Annotated in this window: 11 protein-coding genes; 3 read left to right on the top strand and 8 right to left on the bottom strand. The window is 65.1% G+C overall.

What is annotated here, in order from left to right; translation table 11 throughout:
* Window positions 1–189 precede the first annotated feature (189 nt).
* The 5 genes from AAGT95_RS12835 to AAGT95_RS12815 all read right to left on the bottom strand — a co-directional run bounded on the left by AAGT95_RS12835 (window position 190) and on the right by AAGT95_RS12815 (window position 8732).
* The gene (locus tag AAGT95_RS12835) at window positions 190–5007 is read right to left on the bottom strand and encodes an NAD-glutamate dehydrogenase (RefSeq protein WP_342594026.1); all 4818 of its coding nucleotides are present in this window, start codon (window positions 5005–5007) and stop codon (window positions 190–192) included.
* 205 nt (window positions 5008–5212) lie between these two features.
* On the bottom strand, window positions 5213–6337 hold the full coding sequence (gene trmA / locus AAGT95_RS12830; RefSeq protein ID WP_342594025.1) for a tRNA (uridine(54)-C5)-methyltransferase TrmA: 1125 nt from the start codon (window positions 6335–6337) through the stop codon (window positions 5213–5215).
* Between the two features lie 34 nt (window positions 6338–6371).
* The gene (gene murI, locus AAGT95_RS12825) at window positions 6372–7190 is read right to left on the bottom strand and encodes a glutamate racemase (protein ID WP_342594024.1); all 819 of its coding nucleotides are present in this window, start codon (window positions 7188–7190) and stop codon (window positions 6372–6374) included.
* Window positions 7183–8082 (bottom strand): LysR family transcriptional regulator, encoded by a 900-nt coding sequence (locus AAGT95_RS12820; protein WP_110600773.1) that lies wholly within the window; start codon window positions 8080–8082, stop codon window positions 7183–7185. The genes murI and AAGT95_RS12820 overlap by 8 nt, the downstream gene beginning before the upstream one ends.
* 107 nt (window positions 8083–8189) lie before the next feature.
* The gene (locus AAGT95_RS12815; RefSeq protein ID WP_110601126.1) at window positions 8190–8732 is read right to left on the bottom strand and encodes a hemerythrin domain-containing protein; all 543 of its coding nucleotides are present in this window, start codon (window positions 8730–8732) and stop codon (window positions 8190–8192) included.
* A gap of 382 nt (window positions 8733–9114) precedes the next feature.
* Between AAGT95_RS12815 and AAGT95_RS12810 the strand changes: the two genes are divergently transcribed.
* On the top strand, window positions 9115–10467 hold the full coding sequence (locus AAGT95_RS12810; protein WP_342594023.1) for a replication-associated recombination protein A: 1353 nt from the start codon (window positions 9115–9117) through the stop codon (window positions 10465–10467).
* 78 nt (window positions 10468–10545) lie between these two features.
* Here the strand turns inward: AAGT95_RS12810 and lolA are convergent, their stop codons facing one another.
* From lolA to AAGT95_RS12795, 3 genes are all read right to left on the bottom strand, one after another.
* A complete protein-coding gene (lolA, locus tag AAGT95_RS12805; protein ID WP_110600771.1) occupies window positions 10546–11202 on the bottom strand; it encodes an outer membrane lipoprotein chaperone LolA in 657 nt (218 codons plus the stop codon).
* A 107-nt stretch (window positions 11203–11309) separates the two neighbouring features.
* Window positions 11310–14738: a DNA translocase FtsK gene (locus tag AAGT95_RS12800; RefSeq protein WP_342596533.1), complete on the bottom strand. Its 3429-nt coding sequence runs from the start codon at window positions 14736–14738 to the stop codon at window positions 11310–11312.
* Window positions 14739–15030: 292 nt separating this feature from the next.
* Window positions 15031–17064, bottom strand: coding sequence for a methyl-accepting chemotaxis protein (locus AAGT95_RS12795; protein ID WP_342594022.1), 2034 nt, complete (start codon window positions 17062–17064; stop codon window positions 15031–15033).
* A gap of 142 nt (window positions 17065–17206) precedes the next feature.
* Here AAGT95_RS12795 and aat point away from each other — a divergent pair, with 142 nt between their 5' ends.
* Together aat and AAGT95_RS12785 are read left to right on the top strand one after the other, a co-directional pair.
* Window positions 17207–17899: a leucyl/phenylalanyl-tRNA--protein transferase gene (aat, locus tag AAGT95_RS12790; protein WP_342594021.1), complete on the top strand. Its 693-nt coding sequence runs from the start codon at window positions 17207–17209 to the stop codon at window positions 17897–17899.
* Window positions 17896–18651, top strand: coding sequence for an arginyltransferase (locus AAGT95_RS12785; RefSeq protein WP_110710137.1), 756 nt, complete (start codon window positions 17896–17898; stop codon window positions 18649–18651). The genes aat and AAGT95_RS12785 overlap by 4 nt, the downstream gene beginning before the upstream one ends.
* Window positions 18652–18966 lie beyond the last annotated feature (315 nt).

Below are 18966 nucleotides of genomic sequence, written 5' to 3'. Positions count from 1 at the left end.
GGCCTCTCTCTGCACTCTGCGACCGAATCGGAGCCGAAGCATAACAGAGACGCTCCCCGAGGCACCTTAAAGGGCCTGGGAGAGCGCCTCCGTGCTGAATAGCCGCTGCACTGCCTCGCCGACCTGATGCCCGACGAGGCAGTGCAGCGATGCCGGGCGGCATGGCTGCCGCCCGGCCTGCAGGCCACCTTAGCCCTCGCTTTCGCTCTCGGCAAGGTCGACCAGTTCCCGGATGGCCACGGCGACCAGCGGAAAGCTGATCTGGGAGCCCGAGTCGATCTCTACCAACAGGGCATTCCAGCGATCGAACAGTGGCGAGTGCAACTCCTGCCAGTGCTCGACCCGGGGTTCGATCTCGCGCGGGGCATCCGACATGCCCAGTACCTTGACCGTCAGCGCCAACTGCTGGCGATCGAGGTCGTCGCGGAACGTTTCCCGCGCCTGAGCCTGCCAGCTGTCCCGCACTTCCAAGCTGTTGATCTGCTGCATCATCCGCGGCAGCTCCAGCCGTTGGCCGATCGTGTAGTAGGTCTCCGCGACCCGCTGGATCTTCTCGCCACTGGTCCGCGCCGCCTGGATGATCCCCAGTCCGGCATAGAGGCTGGAAGCGGCGGCGACGATCGATGCCAGACCTTCAGGCACCTTCGCCTTGACCAGCGCATCCCGGCGCTGGCTCCAGGCTTCACGCTCGTCGCCACTGAGACGGTTGCCGATATCTTCCTGCAGCTGTGCCAGCTGAGGAGCATACTGCTCGACGCACTCCTTGACGCCGAGCGAGCCCCGGTGACGCAGGAACCAGCGTGTCGCCCGACGCAACAGCCGCATCAGGTCGAGCATCATGGCGTACTGGGTCTGGCTGTCGACACGATAATCCAGCGCCTCGATCTGCTCCCACAGCTGGTTCAAGCCGAAACTGTCGCGGGCGATGACATAGGCCTGGGCGATCTCGACCCGCGATGCGCCGGTGGAGTCGCGCAACTGGCGCACGAAGGTGATGCCCATGTGGTCGACCAGATCGTTGGCGATCTGGGTCGCCACGATCTCGCGCTTGAGGCGGTGCTGGTAAAGGTCCTCCGGATAGCGTTCCGCCAGCGTCTCGGGGAACGCTCTCGTCACGTGCTGCTGCAACGGCAAGTCGGAGGGCAGCTCCGTCGCGATCAGATCGCTCTTGAGCGTGCTCTTGGCGTAGGAGATCAGCACGCTCAACTCCGGCAGCGTGAGCCCGCCGTCGTTGTTGCTGCGCTCGATCAACTGCTCGTCGCTCGGCAGGAACTCGAGCTCCCGGTCGAGACTGCCGGCCGCCTCCAGCTCGTTGATGAACCGGCGGTACGGCCCCAGCCCCTCCTTCGATTGCAGCTCGGAGAGCGACAGCGCCTGGGTCTGGCGATAGTTGTCCCGCACGACCAGTTCACCCACCTCCTGCGTCATCTCGACCAGCAACTGGTTGCGCTGCTTCTCGGTCATGTCGCCACGCTGGACGATACCGTCCAGCAGAATCTTGATATTGACCTCGTGATCCGAGCAGTTGACGCCGCCGGCGTTATCGATGAAGTCGGTGTTGACGCGAATCCCCTTCTCCGCAGCCTCCATCCGACCACGCTGGGTCAGCCCCAGGTTGCCGCCCTCACCGACCACACGGCAGTTGAGCTCGCGGCCATCGATGCGCAGACCGTCGTTGGCCTTGTCGCCGACATCGGCGTGGCTCTCGCTGGCGGCCTTGACGTAGGTGCCGATGCCGCCGTTCCAGATCAGATCGACCTTGGATTTGAGCATCGCGTTGATCAGGTCGTTGGGCGACAGCTTGTCCGTCTTGATGCCGAAGACCTTCTTCATCGGCGCCGAGATGGCGATCGACTTGGCATCGCGGGAGAAGACGCCGCCGCCTTCGGAGATCAGCTTCTCGTCGTAGTCCGACCAGCTCGAGCGCGGCTGCGCAAACAGGCGCTTGCGCTCGGCGAAGGACTTGGCGGCGTCGGGATTCGGGTCGACGAAGATGTGCCGGTGGTTGAAAGCGCCCACCAGCAGGATCTTGTCCGACAGCAGCATGCCGTTGCCGAAGACATCGCCGGCCATGTCGCCGATGCCGAGTACGCTGAAAGTCTCCTTCTGGGTATTCAGGCCCATCTCCCGGAAGTGACGCTTGACCGACTCCCAGGCGCCGCGAGCGGTGATCGCCATTCCCTTGTGGTCGTAGCCCTGGGCGCCACCGGAAGCGAAGGCGTCACGCAGCCAGAAGTCGTACTCGATCGAGATCGCGTTGGCGTAGTCGGAGAAGGTCGCCGTGCCCTTGTCCGCCGCCACCACCAGGTAGGGGTCGTCCGGATCGTGGCGTACCACGGTGCGCGGCGGGACGACCGTGGTGCCGTCGAGATTGTCGGTGATGTCCAGCAGGCCGCGGATCAGGATCCGGTAACACTCGACCCCTTCGGCCTGGATCGCGTCGCGATCGGCGTTTTCCGGCATGCGCTTGCAGATGAAGCCACCCTTGGCGCCGACCGGGACGATGACCGAGTTCTTGACCTGCTGCGCCTTCATCAGCCCCAGGATCTCGGTGCGGAAATCCTCGTTGCGGTCCGACCAGCGCAGGCCGCCCCGTGCCACCTTGCCACCGCGCAGATGGACACCCTCCATCCTCGGCGAATAGACGAAGACCTCGAACATCGGCCGCGGCTTGGGCATGCCGGGCACCTTGCTCGGCTCCAGCTTGAACGAGATGTACTCCTTGGCGCTGCCATCTTCGCGTGGCTGGAAGAAATTGGTACGCACGGTCGCCAGGATCAGGTCGACGTAGCGGCGCAGCAACAGATCGTCGTTGAGGCTGGCGACCTGATCGAGCATGGCGTTGAGTTCGTCGATGCAGCTCTGGCACTGCGCTTCACGAGACTCGAGCTCGGGGGAGAAGCGCAGCGTGAACAGCCGCGAGAGCCCTCGGGTGATGTCGGCATGGGCCGCCAGCGTGTTGGCGATGTAGGCCTGCGAAAGCCCGATCCGCAGCTGCTTCATGTAGCGCGCGTAGGCGCGCAGCACGGCGACCTGGCGCCACTCCAGATCGGCACCGATGATCAACCGGTTGTAGGTATCGTTCTCCGCATCACCGACCCAGATCCTGGAGAAGGCGTCGATGAAGTTGTCGCGCATGTCGCCCAGGTCGACATCGCCCGCGCCGCGATACTCGAAGGTGAAATCGTGAATCCAGTAGGTCTGCTGGCCGCTGGCGATACGGTAGGGCCGCTCGCTGATGACGCGCAGCCCCAGATTCTCGAGCACCGGCAGCATGTCGGAGAGCGGGATCGGCGTATCCTGATGGTAGAGCTTGAGATTGACGCTGCCGGCGGCGCTCTCCGCCAGGTGATAGAGACTGACCCCGATCGGGGCACCCTCATCGAGTGCCTCGAGATGACGGATGTCGTTGGCGGCGGTGCGTGCCGAGAAGTCGTCGCGGTAGCTGCTGGGGAAGGCGTCGCGGAAGGCCTGGGCCTGACGGTTGCCAGCCTCCTCGCCCAGCGCCTCGATCAACGCGCCGTGCAGCTCCTCGCGCCAGTTGCGGGCCAGGTTGATGACCTTCTTCTCCAGCGCACGACTGTCGAAATCGACGGGCTTGTCGCCGTTGAAACGCAGCGTGAACTGGATGCGCGCCAGGATCGACTCCGAGAGATAGGGATTGAAGTCGGCGAAGGTCGCGTCGAGCTCCTCGCACAGCAGTTTCTGGATGCGCAGACGCAGGTCCGTCGAAAAGATATCCCGCGGCACGAACACCAGGCAGGAGTAGAACTGACCAGCCCGGTCCTCGCGAATGAAAAGACGCACCCGCCGGCGCTCACGGATGTTGAGAATGCCGAACGCGGTCCGGCTCAGCTCCTCGGTGGAACTCTGGAACAGATCGTCGCGGGGGTGAACTTCCAGCACCTGCAGCAGCAGCTTGCCGTTGTGCCCTTTAGGGTTGACCCCGGCCGCGTCGATGACCGCCTGGACCTTGCGGCGCAGGATCGGTACGGTGCGCGGCGATTCGTTGTAGACCAGCGACGTGAACAGCCCGAAGAAGCGCCACTCGCCCACCGCCTTGCCCTTGGCGTCGTAGCGTGTGATGGCGATGTAGTCGGGATAGGTCGGACGATGCACGCGCGCATGGTAGGCGCTCTTGGCGAAGTGCAGCAGCGCCGTCCCTTCGTCCGGCTCGAATCGCACCGGCTCCCGGTAGCGCGGCTGGTCCAGCTTGAGCACGCCGAGCTCGCTGCCATCGATCCGCTCGCTGCGCGCTTTCTTGCCCGTGCCGACGAAGCGGCTCTCGACATAGCCGAGGAACGTGAAGTGCTCGTCGAGCAGCCATTTGAGGAAGGCCACCGTCTCCTTCTGATCCGCCGCGGTGATACCGCTCGGCTTGTGGGCGTCCAGCGCGTCGATGACCTCACGGACCTTGTCGCACATCGGATCGAAATCGGCGACCGCCGTCCGCACGTCCAGCAGCACGTCGCGCAAGCCCTGCTCGAGATCGGACAGTGTCTCGCTGTCGGTATGACGATCCACCTCGATCAGGATGATCGACTCGCGCGCCTCCGGGGCCTGCTTGGCCCGGGTGCCGGTAATTCGCGTGGCGTGGTGGCGCGCATCGCGATCGACCGCCAGCACCGCATTGTGAATCGCGTGCAGCGTGAGACCGCGGCGGTTGAGCTCCATGCGCACCGAGTCGACCAGAAACGGCATGTCGCGATGCAGCACGGCGACCACCGTGTGGGGCGACTGCCAGCCGTGCGATTCGAAGCTGGGATTGAAGACGCGCACCTTGGCTTCATCGGGATCGAAGGTGCGCATGAAATGCCAGGCCGCCAGGGTCGCGCCATAGACATCATCGAGCTGCCGGTCCGCAGCCTCTTCGAAAGGCGCGGTGGCGTAGAGATCCTCGGCGAACGCCGTGATCCGCTTGACCTTGTCCTCGGGGAGCCGCTTGGACAGTTTTTCCTGCAACTGCTCCAGAAATTCCGTTTTTCCCTCGATCGCGACGTGTTGCATCTATCACCTCGGCTGGCATCGACCGTCAACATGGCGGCCGCATTCAATAGGCTGGAAGCTTACGTCAGCGCCCTATGGCGCCCTACACAATTGAAGCTTCGTCATGACGCATGTCGGTTATGCATCAACGACGGGGCTGCCTGGCCGCATCGGCGGTTGACAAGCGGCGATGATGGCCCGGTCCGGGCCGGCACCGCCCCTCGAATCATGCCGACGGCAGGCGCTCGAGCAGCACCCCGCACTCACAGTGGTCCGTCCACGGGAATTGGTCAAACAGCGCCATCCGAATCACCCGATGAGTACGGGTCAGCTGCTCCAGATTGGTGGCCAGCGTATCGGGATTGCATGAAATGTAGACAATGCGGGAATAGCGCATCAGCGGCGCGCAGCTGTCGGCGTCCAGACCTGCCCTCGGCGGGTCCACCAGCACGGTCGAGAAGTCGCACTCGTCGAGCGCCATGGCGGCGACACGTCGCCCCTGCTTCTCGCCGCTCAGCGCCAGGGCGAACTCCTCCGCCGACATCCGCGCCACATGCACGTTGTCGATACCGTTGGCGTCGAGGTTGGCCTGAGCCGAGGCGACCGACGTCCGCGAGATCTCGGTGGCGACCACGCGCCGGAAATTGGGCGCCAGCGCTACCGTGAAATTGCCGTTGCCGCAGTATAGCTCGACCAGATCCCCCTGGCTGTCGGCGGTGACGTCCCGGGCCCAGTGCAGCATGGCACGACAGATCTCGGCATTGGGCTGGGTGAAGCTGTTCTCGACCTGTTGATAGTGGAGCTCCCGGCCATCCACCTCGAGTCGCTCCCAGACATGGTCGCGATCCAGCACCAGCAGCTGCTTGCGGGAGCGCCCGATCAGCGACACCCCGAGCCGGGCCTGGAGCTCGCGGGCCTGTGCCTCCCACTCCTCTCCCAGCGGCTTGTGGTAGATCATCGTGACCAGCGCTTCCCCGCTCAAGGTCGTGAGGAACTCCACCTGGAACAGCTTGCGCCGCATCAGCGGCTCGTCACGAATCGCGTCGAGCAGACGTGGCATCAGTGCGTTGATGCGCTCGCTGGCGACCGGGAATCGGTCGATACGGACGACGCGCTGGGCGACTCGACCTCGCTGAAGCGGTGCCTCCGGGTCGGCCTCGAACATCGCGTAGAACAGATCGTCTCCCTCGTGCCAGATACGGAACTCGGCGCGCATCCGGTAGTGGGACGGCGGCGAGGCGAACACCTCCAGCGGCGGTGGCGAAAAGCGAGCGAATTGACGCTCGATGCGCTCGCGCTTGGCTTCGAGCTGAGCGTCGTAACGCGAGGGATCGATATCGAAAATCACCAAACCAGAAATCCTCGGACAAAATTGGCGCAATGGTTCATGAAACGGGGGTGGCGACCGCCGGCTGGGTGATCTCCAGGGCCAGCGGCGACGAGTAACCGAAACGCCTCAGAATCGGCCCCAGACTCGGGACCTGGGGCGCCGTGGCCCAGCTGGGCGCCTCGCTCGCCTCGCCTGGCGGCGCGGGGACCGACCGGGTATCGCCCAGCACCTGACTCAGTCGGCGGGCGATCGCCGCCCCGGAGTCGATCCAGAGCCTGTCGGGCATCAGCGGTTCGAGCAGCCCACGCAGCAACGGAAAATGCGTGCACCCCAGCACCACGACATCGAGCTCCGCCGCCGCTCTCAATGGCGCAACGGCTATCTGGAGCGTGCGGGCATCGATCGCCTTGCCCGCGAGATGGGATTCGGCCTGGATCACCAGGGCATCAGCCGCCACGCGCACCACCCGGCAATCCGATGCATGATCGGCGATCAGCCGGTCCAGGTATGGCCGATGGACGGTCGCGCCGGTGGCGAGCAGGCCGATCGTCCGGCTGCGGGACGCTTCGGCCGCGGGCTTGATGGCCGGAACGGTGCCGATGACCGGTATCGCTAGCCGCGCCCTCAATGCCGCCAGGGCCAGTGTGCTGGCGGTATTGCACGCCACCACCAGCACGCGGGGGCGCGTCAGTTCGCACGCGCTCACGCAGACGGCGACGATCCTCTCGATCAGCCAGTCGTCACGCCTGGTGCCGTAGGGCAGCGCCGCGTTGTCGCAAAGATAGCCCAGCGAACAATCCGGCATCCGCCGGCGAATCTCCTCGCTGACGGAGAGCCCGCCGACACCGGAATCGAAGATCAATGCGTCAATCATAGGGCTGACCGTCGCCGAAATAGCCGAGCAGGGCCTCGATCAAGGCGCGCAGGCGCGCCGGCATGTAATCACGTTCGGCGTACAGGAGATGGATATCGAGCGGCGGCATCTCGAAGGCCTCGAGCACGCGCACCAGTTGCCCGGCCCGCTCTTCCGGCGCGGCCAGGGACGCCGGTTTCAAGGTCAATCCCATGCCGAGTACCGCGGCCTCGATCAGCGCCCTGCCGTTGTTGCAGGAGAGTGCCGGTTGCAGCCGGAAACGGTAGATCTCGCCGTCGACCCGGAACGGCCAGTAGAGCCCGTGTCTCGACAGGGTGTAGTGCAGACAGCGGTGATCCCGAAGCTCCTGGGGATGACGGGGCGTGCCATGGCGCTGGAGATAGCCTGGCGACGCGTAGAGGTGCATCGGAATCTGCATCAAGGGCCGCGCGATCAAGCTGGAATCCTCCAGCTCGCCGATTCGCACCACAAGATCGAAATCCTCCGCCAGCGGATCGACGCGGCGATCCTCGAGCACCAGGTCGAGTGACACCGCCGGATGCGCCGCCTCGAAGGCCTGCAACGCAGGCATCAACGAGCGCGCCCCGAAATCCACCGGCGCGGATAGCCGCAGCCGGCCACGAATCTCGCCGCGCTGCTCGCCGATGCCAGCCTCCAGCTCCTGAAGTTCGTCGAGCAGGCGAACGACGGTGGTCAGGTAGCGCTCGCCCTCGGCGGTCAACTGCAGACGCCGCGTGGTTCGCACCAGCAGCCGTACGCCCAGCATCTCCTCGAGCCGGGAAACCTGCTTGCTGACCATGGCATTGGAAACGCCCAGGCGCCGTGCGCCGCCGGCAAAACTTCCGGCGTCGATGACCGCGCGGAAAACCTGCATCGCTTGCAGTCGATCCATCCTGCCCCCGTCCTCTCGTTCCAGGCGGCCATTCTACGCAAGCGACGGCGATCGCGCAGTGGCGATCGCCGGGGTGTCGGGTAGCGAAGGGAAGCGAGGCGCCACGCCTACAGCGGCGAAGGGGCCTCGCGAAATTCGGTATACAGTTCCGGATACGCTTCCTGCAGCCGCGCCAGCTCGGCGCCCGCCTGGGGAGGCAGCTCGTCGGCGAGACGGGCGAGATCGTCCTCGTCGAAATGCTCGCGAATCAGCGGGAACAGCTCCTCCCGCTCGGCGCGCAGATAGGCCCGATGCGCTTCGAGATAGGACTTGAGGTCGTCGGCGAACCTGTCCATCGGCATCACGCCATCCATCAGGATCATGTCGAGGTCCTGGGACAGACGCATCAGCTGTTCGTGCAGATGCTGATAATCCTCGGCCAGACGCGTGCTCAAGTCATGGATGCCGGACGCCTTAGCCGCCAGTTGATCGCTGCAGAGACGCTCGAGGGGAATCGTGAATCCGTTCATGTAATCGAGGATATAGTCCACGACTTCCCGAATCAGCCGGAAGTCAGGACGCTCGCCGTCGGCCAGTGTCTTGTGCTTGAGTTGCAACACATGCAGCAGGCGCGCCATGTTGGCATGGTCCTGACGCAGTTGGGTCAGCATGGGCATGGTGAGTCTCCTGTCCGTGAAGCGCGGTGTCGAGTGACGTCCGTCGCCTAGTCAGCCTAGTGTAGTGCCTGTCGACGACATTGGTGCCGGAACCCGTCTCGACGGTCCGCCACCGGTGTTGCCTGGAGTGATCGAAGGCATCGCCATCCCGACAGCCGCCATCGGAGCCGACGAAGTACGCCATAGATTACCTCGGCCGGAGACCGGCAAACGAGCCTCGAATGACATCTTGGTCGATGATCGGTTGGGCCTGCCTCCAGCGACACGCTAGAATTTCCTACCCTAGCGGTTTTTCCGATAAACGCTCTACGCCTAACGTCTGAATCAGTGTAGCGAAATGTACCGTTTCGCTGCCGTCAGCCAGCCTGGAAGCCCCATGGACCTATTTGCCGACGACGCCTCCCGAGGCGACCCGCATCCGGACAGCGCGCCCCTCGCCTACCGTCTGCGCCCGCGCACCCTCGATGACTACATCGGCCAGCAAGCGCTGGTGGGTCCGGGCAAGCCGCTTCGACGCATGGCGGAGACCGCCAGCGTACGCTCGATGATCCTGTGGGGCCCTCCCGGGGTGGGCAAGACCACGCTGGCGGAGATTCTCGCCGAAGCCTCCGGCGCCCGGCTCGAGCAACTGTCGGCGGTGATGGCGGGGGTGAAGGAGATTCGGGCGGCGGTGGAACGAGCCCGCGAGGGGCAGATGCGCGATCGCCGCACCCTTCTCTTCCTGGACGAGATCCATCGACTCAACAAGAGCCAACAGGATGCCCTGCTCCCCCACGTCGAATCCGGCCTGCTGACGCTGATCGGCGCCACCACCGAAAACCCCTCCTTCGAGGTCAACTCGGCACTGCTCTCCCGTGCCCGGGTCTATGTCCTGAAAGCCCTCGACGAGAGCGAGCTGATCACGGTGCTCAAACGCGCCCTCGACAACGAGACTCTGGGTCTCGGGCGGCGCAATATCCGCGCCAGCGACGAGACGCTGTCGATTCTGGCGAGGGCGGCATCGGGGGATGCGCGCCGCGCCCTCGGCCTGCTCGAGACCGCCTGTGACTTCGTCAAGACCGACGAGCACGGCGAGATCCTCGATCGCGACGCCGTGATCGAGGTGATCGGGCATCAGGCGGCGGCGTTCGACAAACAGGGGGAGCACTATTACGACGTGCTGTCGGCCATTCACAAGTCGGTTCGCTCGTCGCGCCCCGATGCCGCGCTGCTCTATGTCGCCCAATTCATCAGCGGCGGCGGTGATCCGCTGGACATCGTCCGGCGCCTCGCCGCGATCGCTTCGGAGGACGTCGGCAACGCCGATCCGCGCGCCCTGCCGTTGGTGATAGCCGCCTGGGACGCCTACCTGCGGCTGGGCGACTACGAGGGCCAGCGCGCCATTGCCCATGCGGTGATCCACCTGGCGATCGCCCCCAAGAGCAACCGCATCGATCAGGCCTGGAGCCAGGCCAAGGCATTCGTCGCCGAGCATCCCGACCTGGAGGTGCCGGTCTATCTGCGCAATGCCCCTACCGAGTTGATGTCTTCGCTGGGTTACGGCGAGGGTTATCGCTACGCCCACAACGAGCCCAACGGCTACCCGGCCGGCAGCCGCCACGACTGCTGGCCGCCGAACCTGCCGCAGACTCGCTTCTACGAGCCCAGCGACTACGGTCAGGAGAAACGTTTCCAGCAGATGCAGGCCTGGCGCGAGGAGCTGGATCGCCAGGCGGACGGCGACTCCTGAGAGACGTCGCCTGCCGTCAAACGGCACTCGCCCCGGCGTGGAGACCACGGCGGGGCGAGTCGAGCGGCGAGCCTGGCGTCACGGCGTGGCGGGAGACTGCTCGCGAATCACGTCGGCACCTTCAGGAGCCTGAAACTGGAACTGGGCGGGATCGATATCGACATTGGTCTGCGCGTTGTCGAAATCGATCGCGGTGCGCTGGCCGGTGCTGTCGGTCATCTGCAGCGCATCGAGCTGCTCGCCGTAGAAAGTCAGCTTGAGCTGCTCGAACAGGGTGTCGTTGGCCTGCGGTACCAGTGTGAAGGTCTCGCTGGCGCCCTGCTGCTGTCGCGTGACATCGTAGTTGTCGGCGAGTTCGGAAGCACTCCCGGAGAGCAGCAGTGCCGGCGTGTGGGTGACCCGGTCGTCCAGCGGCTGGATCGTGACCTGCTCGAGATCGGGGTCGTAGAGCGAGACTTCGTTGCCGTCGGAGACGACCAGTTGCCGGTAGGGCTCGTTCACTTCCCAGCGAAAATGCCCCGGGCGGGACAGCCACATGTGGCCGCTGGTGTCCTGCAGGCTGGAGCCCGAGGCATCCAGGATCTGCTGCTCGAAATCCGCGGAGTAGGTCTTCAGCGGCTCGAGCAGGTGGGTCAGCCGATCGGCGGACGCTTGATCCGCCAGTGCCGACTGGGTCATCAATACCGGCGCCAGCAACAGCGATCCGGCCAAGGCCAAGGTCTTCATCTTGCGCATGGACATTCCTTATCGGGAATCGTCGATCCGAGATCGACGATCATGAATCTGGTGAATGCTAGGACAGCAAAACGGCCACGGGGTTTAATTCCTCGTGGCCGCTCGAATCAGTGCCCGACGGGGGGCGGCGCCAAGACTTCACGGGAGCCGTTGTTGCCCATGGACGAGACGACTCCCGCCTGCTCCATCGCCTCGACCAGTCTCGCCGCGCGGTTGTAGCCGATCTTGAAGCGGCGCTGCACGGCGGAGATCGACGCCCGACGGGTCTCGGTGACGAACTGCACCGCCTCGTCGTAGAGCGCGTCCTGCTCGGCATCGTCGCCATCGCCGCCACCCTCGGCCTCGAGCCCGGCCAGAGCGTCCGCGGAAACGCCCCCGGAGAGGATCTCCTCGATGTATTCGGGCTCGCCCCGGCGCTTCCAGTCCTCGACGATGCGGTGCACCTCGTCGTCATCGACGAAGGCGCCGTGGACGCGCTGCGGCATGCCGGCCCCCGCCGGCAGGTAGAGCATGTCGCCGTGCCCCAGCAGGTTCTCGGCACCGCCCTGGTCGAGAATGGTGCGCGAATCGATCTTGGACGACACCTGGAACGCCATGCGGGTGGGGATGTTGGCCTTGATCAGCCCGGTCACCACGTCGACCGACGGCCGCTGGGTGGCCAGGATCAGGTGAATGCCCGCCGCCCGCGCCTTCTGGGCCAGCCGCGCGATCAACTCCTCGACCTTCTTGCCGACGATCATGAACATGTCGGCGAACTCGTCGATCACCACGACGATGTAAGGCAGCTTCGCCAGTGTCGGCGGCGGCTGGTGCATCTCCCACGGCTGCGGCTCCCACAGCGGGTCCTGAACCTGGGCCCCATGGCTCTCGGCTTCGTCGAGCTTGGCGTTGAATCCGGCGATGTTGCGCACCCCCATCGCCGCCATCAGCTTGTAGCGTCGCTCCATCTCGGCAACACACCAGCGCAGTGCGTTGGCCGCCTCCTTCATGTCGGTCACCACCGGGGCCAACAGATGAGGAATACCGTCGTAGACGGAGAGCTCCAGCATCTTGGGATCGACCATGATCATTCGGACTTCGTCCGGGGTCGCCTTGAGCAGCATCGACACCAGCATGGTGTTGATCCCCACCGACTTGCCCGAACCGGTGGTGCCCGCCACCAGCAGGTGGGGCATCTTGTTGAGATTGGCGACCACCGGCTTGCCGCCGATGTCGTGCCCGAGCGCCAGCGTCACCGGCGACTCGGCATGCTGATAGACGTCCGAGTCCAGTACCTGGCGAATCCGAATCATCGCCCGATGCGGATTGGGAATCTCGATCCCGACGGTCGGTTTACCGGGGATGATCTCGACCACGCGCACGCTCTTGACCATCAGCGAGCGCGCCAGATCCTTGGCCAGGTTGCTGATCTTGGAGACCTTCACTCCGGCCGCAGGGCGGATTTCGAACCGGGTGATGACCGGCCCCGGCCAGGTCTCCACCACTTCCGCCTTGACGCCATACTCGCGCAGCCGCATCTCGAGCAGTTCGGCCATGTCTTCCAGCTGTTCCGGCGAGTAGTTCGGCTGCTCGGGGTCGGCGGGCGTGGTCAGACGAATCGACGGCAGATTACCGCTCGGCTCCGGCAGATCGTCCATCACCGGACGCTGGCTCTGCAGATGCTCGACGGTCCATAGCGTCGGCTGGTCCTCGGCAGCCGCTCTGGCCTGATCCGCGGTGGCCAGCGGGCCTTCACCGTTCGGTATCGTACTCGGCGCGGCCGGTGTCGCGGGATCGGGGCGAGCGACGGGCGGCGCTGGCGCGGCCGGCGGCTGGCGCTCCGGCAAGACCGGGCCGGCCGCGTCATGCCGCTCTTCGTCGGCGACATCGAAACGCGGCTCCTGGCGCTGCCGCGCCGCCCCCTCGACACGAGGCTCCTCATCGGCCAGGGACGAGGAAAGCGTCGGGTCCGCCGGCATGTCGCCGCTCTCCGCCTCGATATGGCTCCAGTCGACACCGGTGCGCCGATGCGCCGGCTGTTCCGGTTCGCCCGCGCGTTCGACCGTCTCTTCGGGCGCATCGTCCCGCGATATCGTGGCGTGATGCCGATCCGTTGCCGGATCGTGGCGCTCGGCGCGAATTCCCCACTGCTGGACCGGCGCATCGTCGTCGCGGGCCGAGACCCCGTTGACCGGCGATTCGGGGCGACGATCGTCGAGGTCGTCACGCGCAGCCTCGCTCGACGGCGCTTCACTGCCGGTAGCGCCGCTCGGTGAAGAAGCCGTCTCTCCCGGGGCCTGGAAGGCATCGGGTATACGCCGTCGTGTGACGTCGGCCCGGAAGGGCATCCTTTCCGGAGAAGCGGTCGAGTCGGCTGCCGAACCCGCCTGCGAGGCCGCGGCCGTCGCGGCCGAGGAGTCGGCGGCCGTGGCGGCGGGTTCGTCGGTTGCCGATATCCGGCCCGGCGTCACCGAATCGGAGGCTGCCGGCCGCCCCGGTTCGCCACGCGCCATCGTTCGCGCTGAGGCGTCGGCGTCGGTCGCGGGCAGACGGCCCAACGTCGGCTCGCGCGCTTCGTCGCGCTGCTGACGGGCGGTATAGGAAGCCTCGGGGCGCTTGGCGGAGGGCGTTCGCGCCGGCACGTCCCACGGGATGTCGGTCCGGCCATCGTGGCGCCACATCGAGGAGTCGCGATGTTCCAGGCCCTCGCCGGCGCCGACGACATTTTCCCAGCCGGGCTCCTGGCGTGACTGACGGGCATGCTCCAACTCGTCGTGGTCCCAGCGCTCCAGATCGGGCGCCTTGTGCCATGGCAGCCACTTGGCCCACCAGGATGTCCTGGCCGGCGGTTCGTCCTCGTCCGCCACGGCCGCATCGACCCGGTCGTCTGGGCGATCCCGCTCCATCGACTCGGCCGCGTCCCGGCGGGCATCGGCCTTGTCGGATCGTCGGTTCTGGCGTGCTTCGCGGCGCTCGCTGGCCCGTGACTTCGTCCAGTGGAACAGTCGGTTCAACGAACTGCCGAGCTCGTCCATCACCGTCAACCACGACATGCCGGTGAACAGCGTGAAACCCGACATGAACGCCGCGATGGCAATCAGGGTGGTTCCCCGCACGCCCACCAGGGCGGTCAGGGAATTGGCAATGCCACGACCGAGAATGCCCCCCGCCTGATTGGGGAGGTCACTGGCAGCGCTGTAGAAGTGCAGGTCACCCAGCGTGGTCGTGCTCATCAGCAACAACAGTAGCCCGCCGGTATGGACGGCCAGCGCCATCGGGTCCCAGGCTATCTGGACCTGAGCCTGACGCATCAGTCGCCAGGCGCCCAGCCCGAACATGCCTGGCCACCAGAGCGCGCTGGCGCCGAATAGCGAATAGAGGACATCGGACAACCAGGCGCCGATCTTGCCCATCCAGTTCGAGACCGACTGGTCCGGCCCGCTGTGCGACCAGCCAGGGTCCGTCGGTGTGTAGCTGAACAGAGCCAACAGCAGAAAAACGCAGATGGCGAGCAGCAGAATCACGGCGCCCTCGCGAGTCACGCCCTGCAGGCGCATGATCACGTGGCGCGCCTGCTCCCTGGCTTGCGCTTGCGTCGATGAACGACGGCTCTTCTTGGCCGAACTCTTGGCACTCAAATGATCAACCCCCTCGCGCCCGGTATGGCGTGGCGTAGCGCAGTCAACTGCCACGCCGCTGGCGGCATTCCATTCCGCTCGCGGCATTGGCGATCAATGACCGGCCCCAGGACGGGCCCGGTGTTTTCAACCCGCCATCATACCGGGGCCCGCGCCGACATCACAGGGGGCGCGGGTTGCGTCGAGCGCCGATCGAATCGGCGACGCCGAATCAAGCCGGTAGCGGCTCCTCCGTCGAACCATGTCGGGTCAGACTGGCGGCGGGAGACCCCAGGGCCGCCCCCTGCCGATCGAGGGCCGAACCGTCGCGCAGCCGGAAGACCGAGACCGTCTCCGCCAGCCGTCGGCTCTGTTCGTTCAACTGCTGGGTCGAAGCACTGGACTGACGAACCAGCGCCGCATTGCTCTGGGTGGTCTCGTCGATCTGCGCGATGGCCTGGTTGATCTGCTCGATCCCGTGGGACTGTTCCTCGGAAGCCAGACGAATTTCCGAAATCAGGGTGCTGATACGCTCCACCTGCGACACGATCTCCGACACCCGCTGCCCAGCCTCCGCAGCCCGCAGATTGCCGTTGTCGACCTCGTCGACAGTCCGCCCGATCAGCGCCTTGATCTCCTGCGCCGAGGTCGAACAGCGCTCGGCCAGACCACGAACCTCCTGCGCGACCACGGCAAAGCCTCTGCCATGCTCGCCGGCCCTGGCGGCCTCGACGGAGGCGTTCAGCGCGAGCAGGTTGGTCTGGAAGGCGATGCCGTCGATCACGCCGACCACCTCGGAGATCTGCTTTGCCATCCCGACGATGCGCTGCATGGCGTCAGACGTGGCTTCGACCGTGTTCTGGGCCTCGCCCGCGGCCAGCACGGTCTGCCGGGTCTGCTCGTCGCTCTCCTGCGCCCGCTGCGTGTTCTGGCGCACGGTCGCGTTGATCTCTTCGGTGCTGGCGGCGGTCTCCTCGAGGCTCGCTGCCTGAGACTCGGTACGCGAGGAGAGCTCGGCGTTCCCCGAGGCCAGTTCCTGGGTATGGTTCTCGGTCTCCACGACCGCGTGACGCACCTGCCCCACGATCCGCTCGAGGCCGTCGCCGATGCCGTTCATGGCGCCGACCAACTGGCCGATCTCGTCACGACGACGCGTCTCGATGCGCTGCGACAGATCCCCCTCCGCCAGCGCCTGGGCCAGGCCGACAGCGCGATTCATCGGCTTCGTGACCAGTTGCTTGGCGATCCAGTAGAGCGTCAGGCTCAACGCCGCTGCCAGCACCAGCGCGATCAGCAGGAAGCGATCGCGAGCGGCGATGACACCGGCCTCGATCTCGTCGACCGACACCGAGCCGGCGATAATCCATTGCCACTCGGGATAGCGGGAGTAGAGCGCCAGGCGATTGTCGCCGCTGCCGGAGACGTAACTGATCTCGCCGGATTCCTGAGCGAACAGTGGCGCGAAGGCGTCGGCGTCCACGGAATTCAACAGATTCTGTCCTTCGAAGGGTCCACCCGCGATGACCTCCCCCTTCTGATCCCCGTCGGCGGAGATCAGCATGGTGTAGCCACCGTTGCCAATCCCCATCTTGCGGATACGATTCTGGACCTGGGCCATCTCGGCGCTGATATCGACCCCCACGAACAGCGCCCCGACCACCTTGCCGTCACCATCCTGTATCGGCTGATACTTGGTGATGTAAGGCGTGCCGAAAAGCTTGGCGAGTCCGATATAGGATTCGTTCGCCATCAGCCTGGCGTAACTCTTGGACTCCCGGTTGAGCAGCGTTCCCATCGCCCTCTTGCCATCTTGGTCCTTGAGAGAGGTGGAGATGCGCACGAAGTCGTCGCCGTCGCGGGCGAAGATCGTCGCCGGCGTGCCGGTCTGCGCGCTGAAGCGATCGAGCTTCCAGGTGTTGTCGTTGAGCACCTCGAGTCCATCCCTGAGCGTCGGTGTCTGACGCCCGGAGACCTCGACCTTCTGGTCCGGGCTCAGTGCGAACCGTCCCGAGTACTGGTCCGAGAAGATACTCAGGAACCGGTCAGCCTGCTGCTGAAGACTGTAATCGAACAGCGACAGCATGGCGGAAATCGAGTCCTGCTGGGTTTTCAACTCGCGAGTCGTGGCCTCGCGCAGTTGCGACGTGCTCGCCTGAGCCATGGCGAAAGCCAGCCCCATGAGCACGACAACCTGCAACAGGGCGACAATGATGGCCAATTTGGTGCCGATGCTGGCATGACGAAGGCGTTGTCGGAGTGCAGCCATGATTCTTTCCACAGGTTGAGGAGTCGAGAATCTATCGGCAATGGCTGAACTATTCTTGATGCCTCTTTCGGCAAAGGTAGGCCAAGGATCACGCCTCCGGTGTTTGCTATGCTGTGGATCGCTTTCCTATCGGGTCCCCTGCATGCTGCCCTGGCTACCACCTCATCTCGTCGCCTTCCCGCCGGTCTCCCACGCCCTGGATGAACCGGATGGCTTGCTGGCCGCCGGGGGTGCGTTGACGTCGGAGTGGCTTCTGAGCGCTTATCGCCGCGGCATCTTCCCGTGGTACGCGGAGGGCCAGCCGATCCTGTGGTGGTCCCCCGATCCACGCATGGTGCTCTTTCCCGAGGAGATACGTGTCCGCAGAAGCCTGGCCAAACGGCTCCGCAACGGTGGCTTCGCGGTGACATTCGATCACGCCTTCGAGCGCGTCATCACGGCCTGCGCCGAGACTCGCGCGGACGCGGAGGGGACCTGGATCGACGATGCCATGCGGCAGGCCTATCTCGAGCTACACCGCTTGGGACACGCGCACAGTGTCGAGGTCTGGCGGGCGCAAACGCTGGTAGGCGGCCTCTACGGCCTGTCGATCGGCCGTATATTCTTCGGGGAGTCGATGTTCAGCCACGTCCCCGACGCCTCGAAAGTCGCCCTGGTCCATCTGGCGCGGCGACTCCGACTGCACGACTTCGCCTTGATCGACTGCCAGATGCATACCCCCCATCTGGCCAGCATGGGCGCCAGAGACATCGCCCGGGAGACGTTCATCGACTATCTTGAGGGCAACGTCAACTTACCCAACCCGGCCGATCTCTGGCCAACGGAGCCACCGTGAGCAGCGACAATGCGAACAACCCGCAGCGTCAGGCACGCGATCTTCGTTTCTTCCTGACGGTGCCCCACCCCTGCAGCTACCTGAAGGGACGGGAGGCGACGACGCTGTTTCTCGACCCCGAGGAAACGGTCGCGCCCGAGGTTTACGACGCCCTCACCCTGCTGGGCTTCCGGCGCAGTGGCAGCAATCTCTATCGTCCCCACTGCGAGGCCTGCAGCGCCTGCACTTCCGTCAGAATTCCGGTCGAGGATTTCACCCCCAGCCGGACCCAGCGCAAACTGATCAACCGTAACCGGGATATCACCACGCGATGGCGCCCGACGGTATTCGACGAGCAACACTACTCATTATATGCCCGCTACATTCGCGCCCGACACGCCGACGGCGACATGTTTCCCCCCAGCCGCGAGCAGTACCGGATGTTTCTGACCCAGGCACACCCTTTTGCCAAATTGCTGGAGTTCCGGCTGGGCGATCATCTGATGGCAGTGGCCGCCACCGACTGCCTGGGCCACGGCCTCTCCGCGATCTATACGTTTTTCGACCCGGATCCGATCTTCGAGCGACGCTCGCTCGGCGGCTTCGCCATACTCAGCCAGATCGAGCTGGCGCGCGAGCGCCGGCTACCCTATCTCTATCTCGGCTACTGGATACGGGCCTGCCAGAAAATGCGCTACAAGCAGGACTATCAACCGCTGGAGTACCTCAACGGGGGGCGCTGGCAGCGCATGGTTCCCGCCAAGGCGCTGTGATGACGGGGATGGACCGTACCGCGCCAGGCCGAACTCGGCGCCGCGATCCGCCTCGGTAGCGCCAAACGGTGGAGAGACGATTCACCGGTTCGAAAGCTCCCGCACCGCAGGCCTGGCGATAGGCCATGAGCCGAGATCCATTCGATTTACGACGGATTTTTGCCTTCCCTGGCGAGATAGCCCATAATATCGCGCACTTCAGAGGCCCAAGGGCGGGCTGGTTCGATGATGACGTGAATGGCACCCATGCCTTTCGCGGCATTCCGCGTCGATAGCCAACCGCGAGGCGCCGTGTCAGGCCCTCAAACCAAGCCC

The organism is Salinicola lusitanus (assembly GCF_038648475.1).
Classification (GTDB): domain Bacteria; phylum Pseudomonadota; class Gammaproteobacteria; order Pseudomonadales; family Halomonadaceae; genus Salinicola; species Salinicola lusitanus.
The sequence above is the reverse complement of the archived record's forward strand: the minus strand, read 5'-3'. Positions and strand labels throughout refer to the sequence as shown.

Coding starts and splice junctions, on each gene's coding strand:
- AAGT95_RS12800 (WP_342596533.1), bottom strand. CDS start 14,738: ATGCGCCTGCAGGGCGTGACTCGCGAGGGCGCCGTGATTCTGCTGCTC.
- AAGT95_RS12795 (WP_342594022.1), bottom strand. CDS start 17,064: ATGGCTGCACTCCGACAACGCCTTCGTCATGCCAGCATCGGCACCAAA.
- aat (WP_342594021.1), top strand. CDS start 17,207: ATGCTGCCCTGGCTACCACCTCATCTCGTCGCCTTCCCGCCGGTCTCC.
- lolA (WP_110600771.1), bottom strand. CDS start 11,202: ATGCGCAAGATGAAGACCTTGGCCTTGGCCGGATCGCTGTTGCTGGCG.
- AAGT95_RS12815 (WP_110601126.1), bottom strand. CDS start 8,732: ATGCTGACCCAACTGCGTCAGGACCATGCCAACATGGCGCGCCTGCTG.
- AAGT95_RS12820 (WP_110600773.1), bottom strand. CDS start 8,082: ATGGATCGACTGCAAGCGATGCAGGTTTTCCGCGCGGTCATCGACGCC.
- AAGT95_RS12835 (WP_342594026.1), bottom strand. CDS start 5,007: ATGCAACACGTCGCGATCGAGGGAAAAACGGAATTTCTGGAGCAGTTG.
- murI (WP_342594024.1), bottom strand. CDS start 7,190: ATGATTGACGCATTGATCTTCGATTCCGGTGTCGGCGGGCTCTCCGTC.
- AAGT95_RS12810 (WP_342594023.1), top strand. CDS start 9,115: ATGGACCTATTTGCCGACGACGCCTCCCGAGGCGACCCGCATCCGGAC.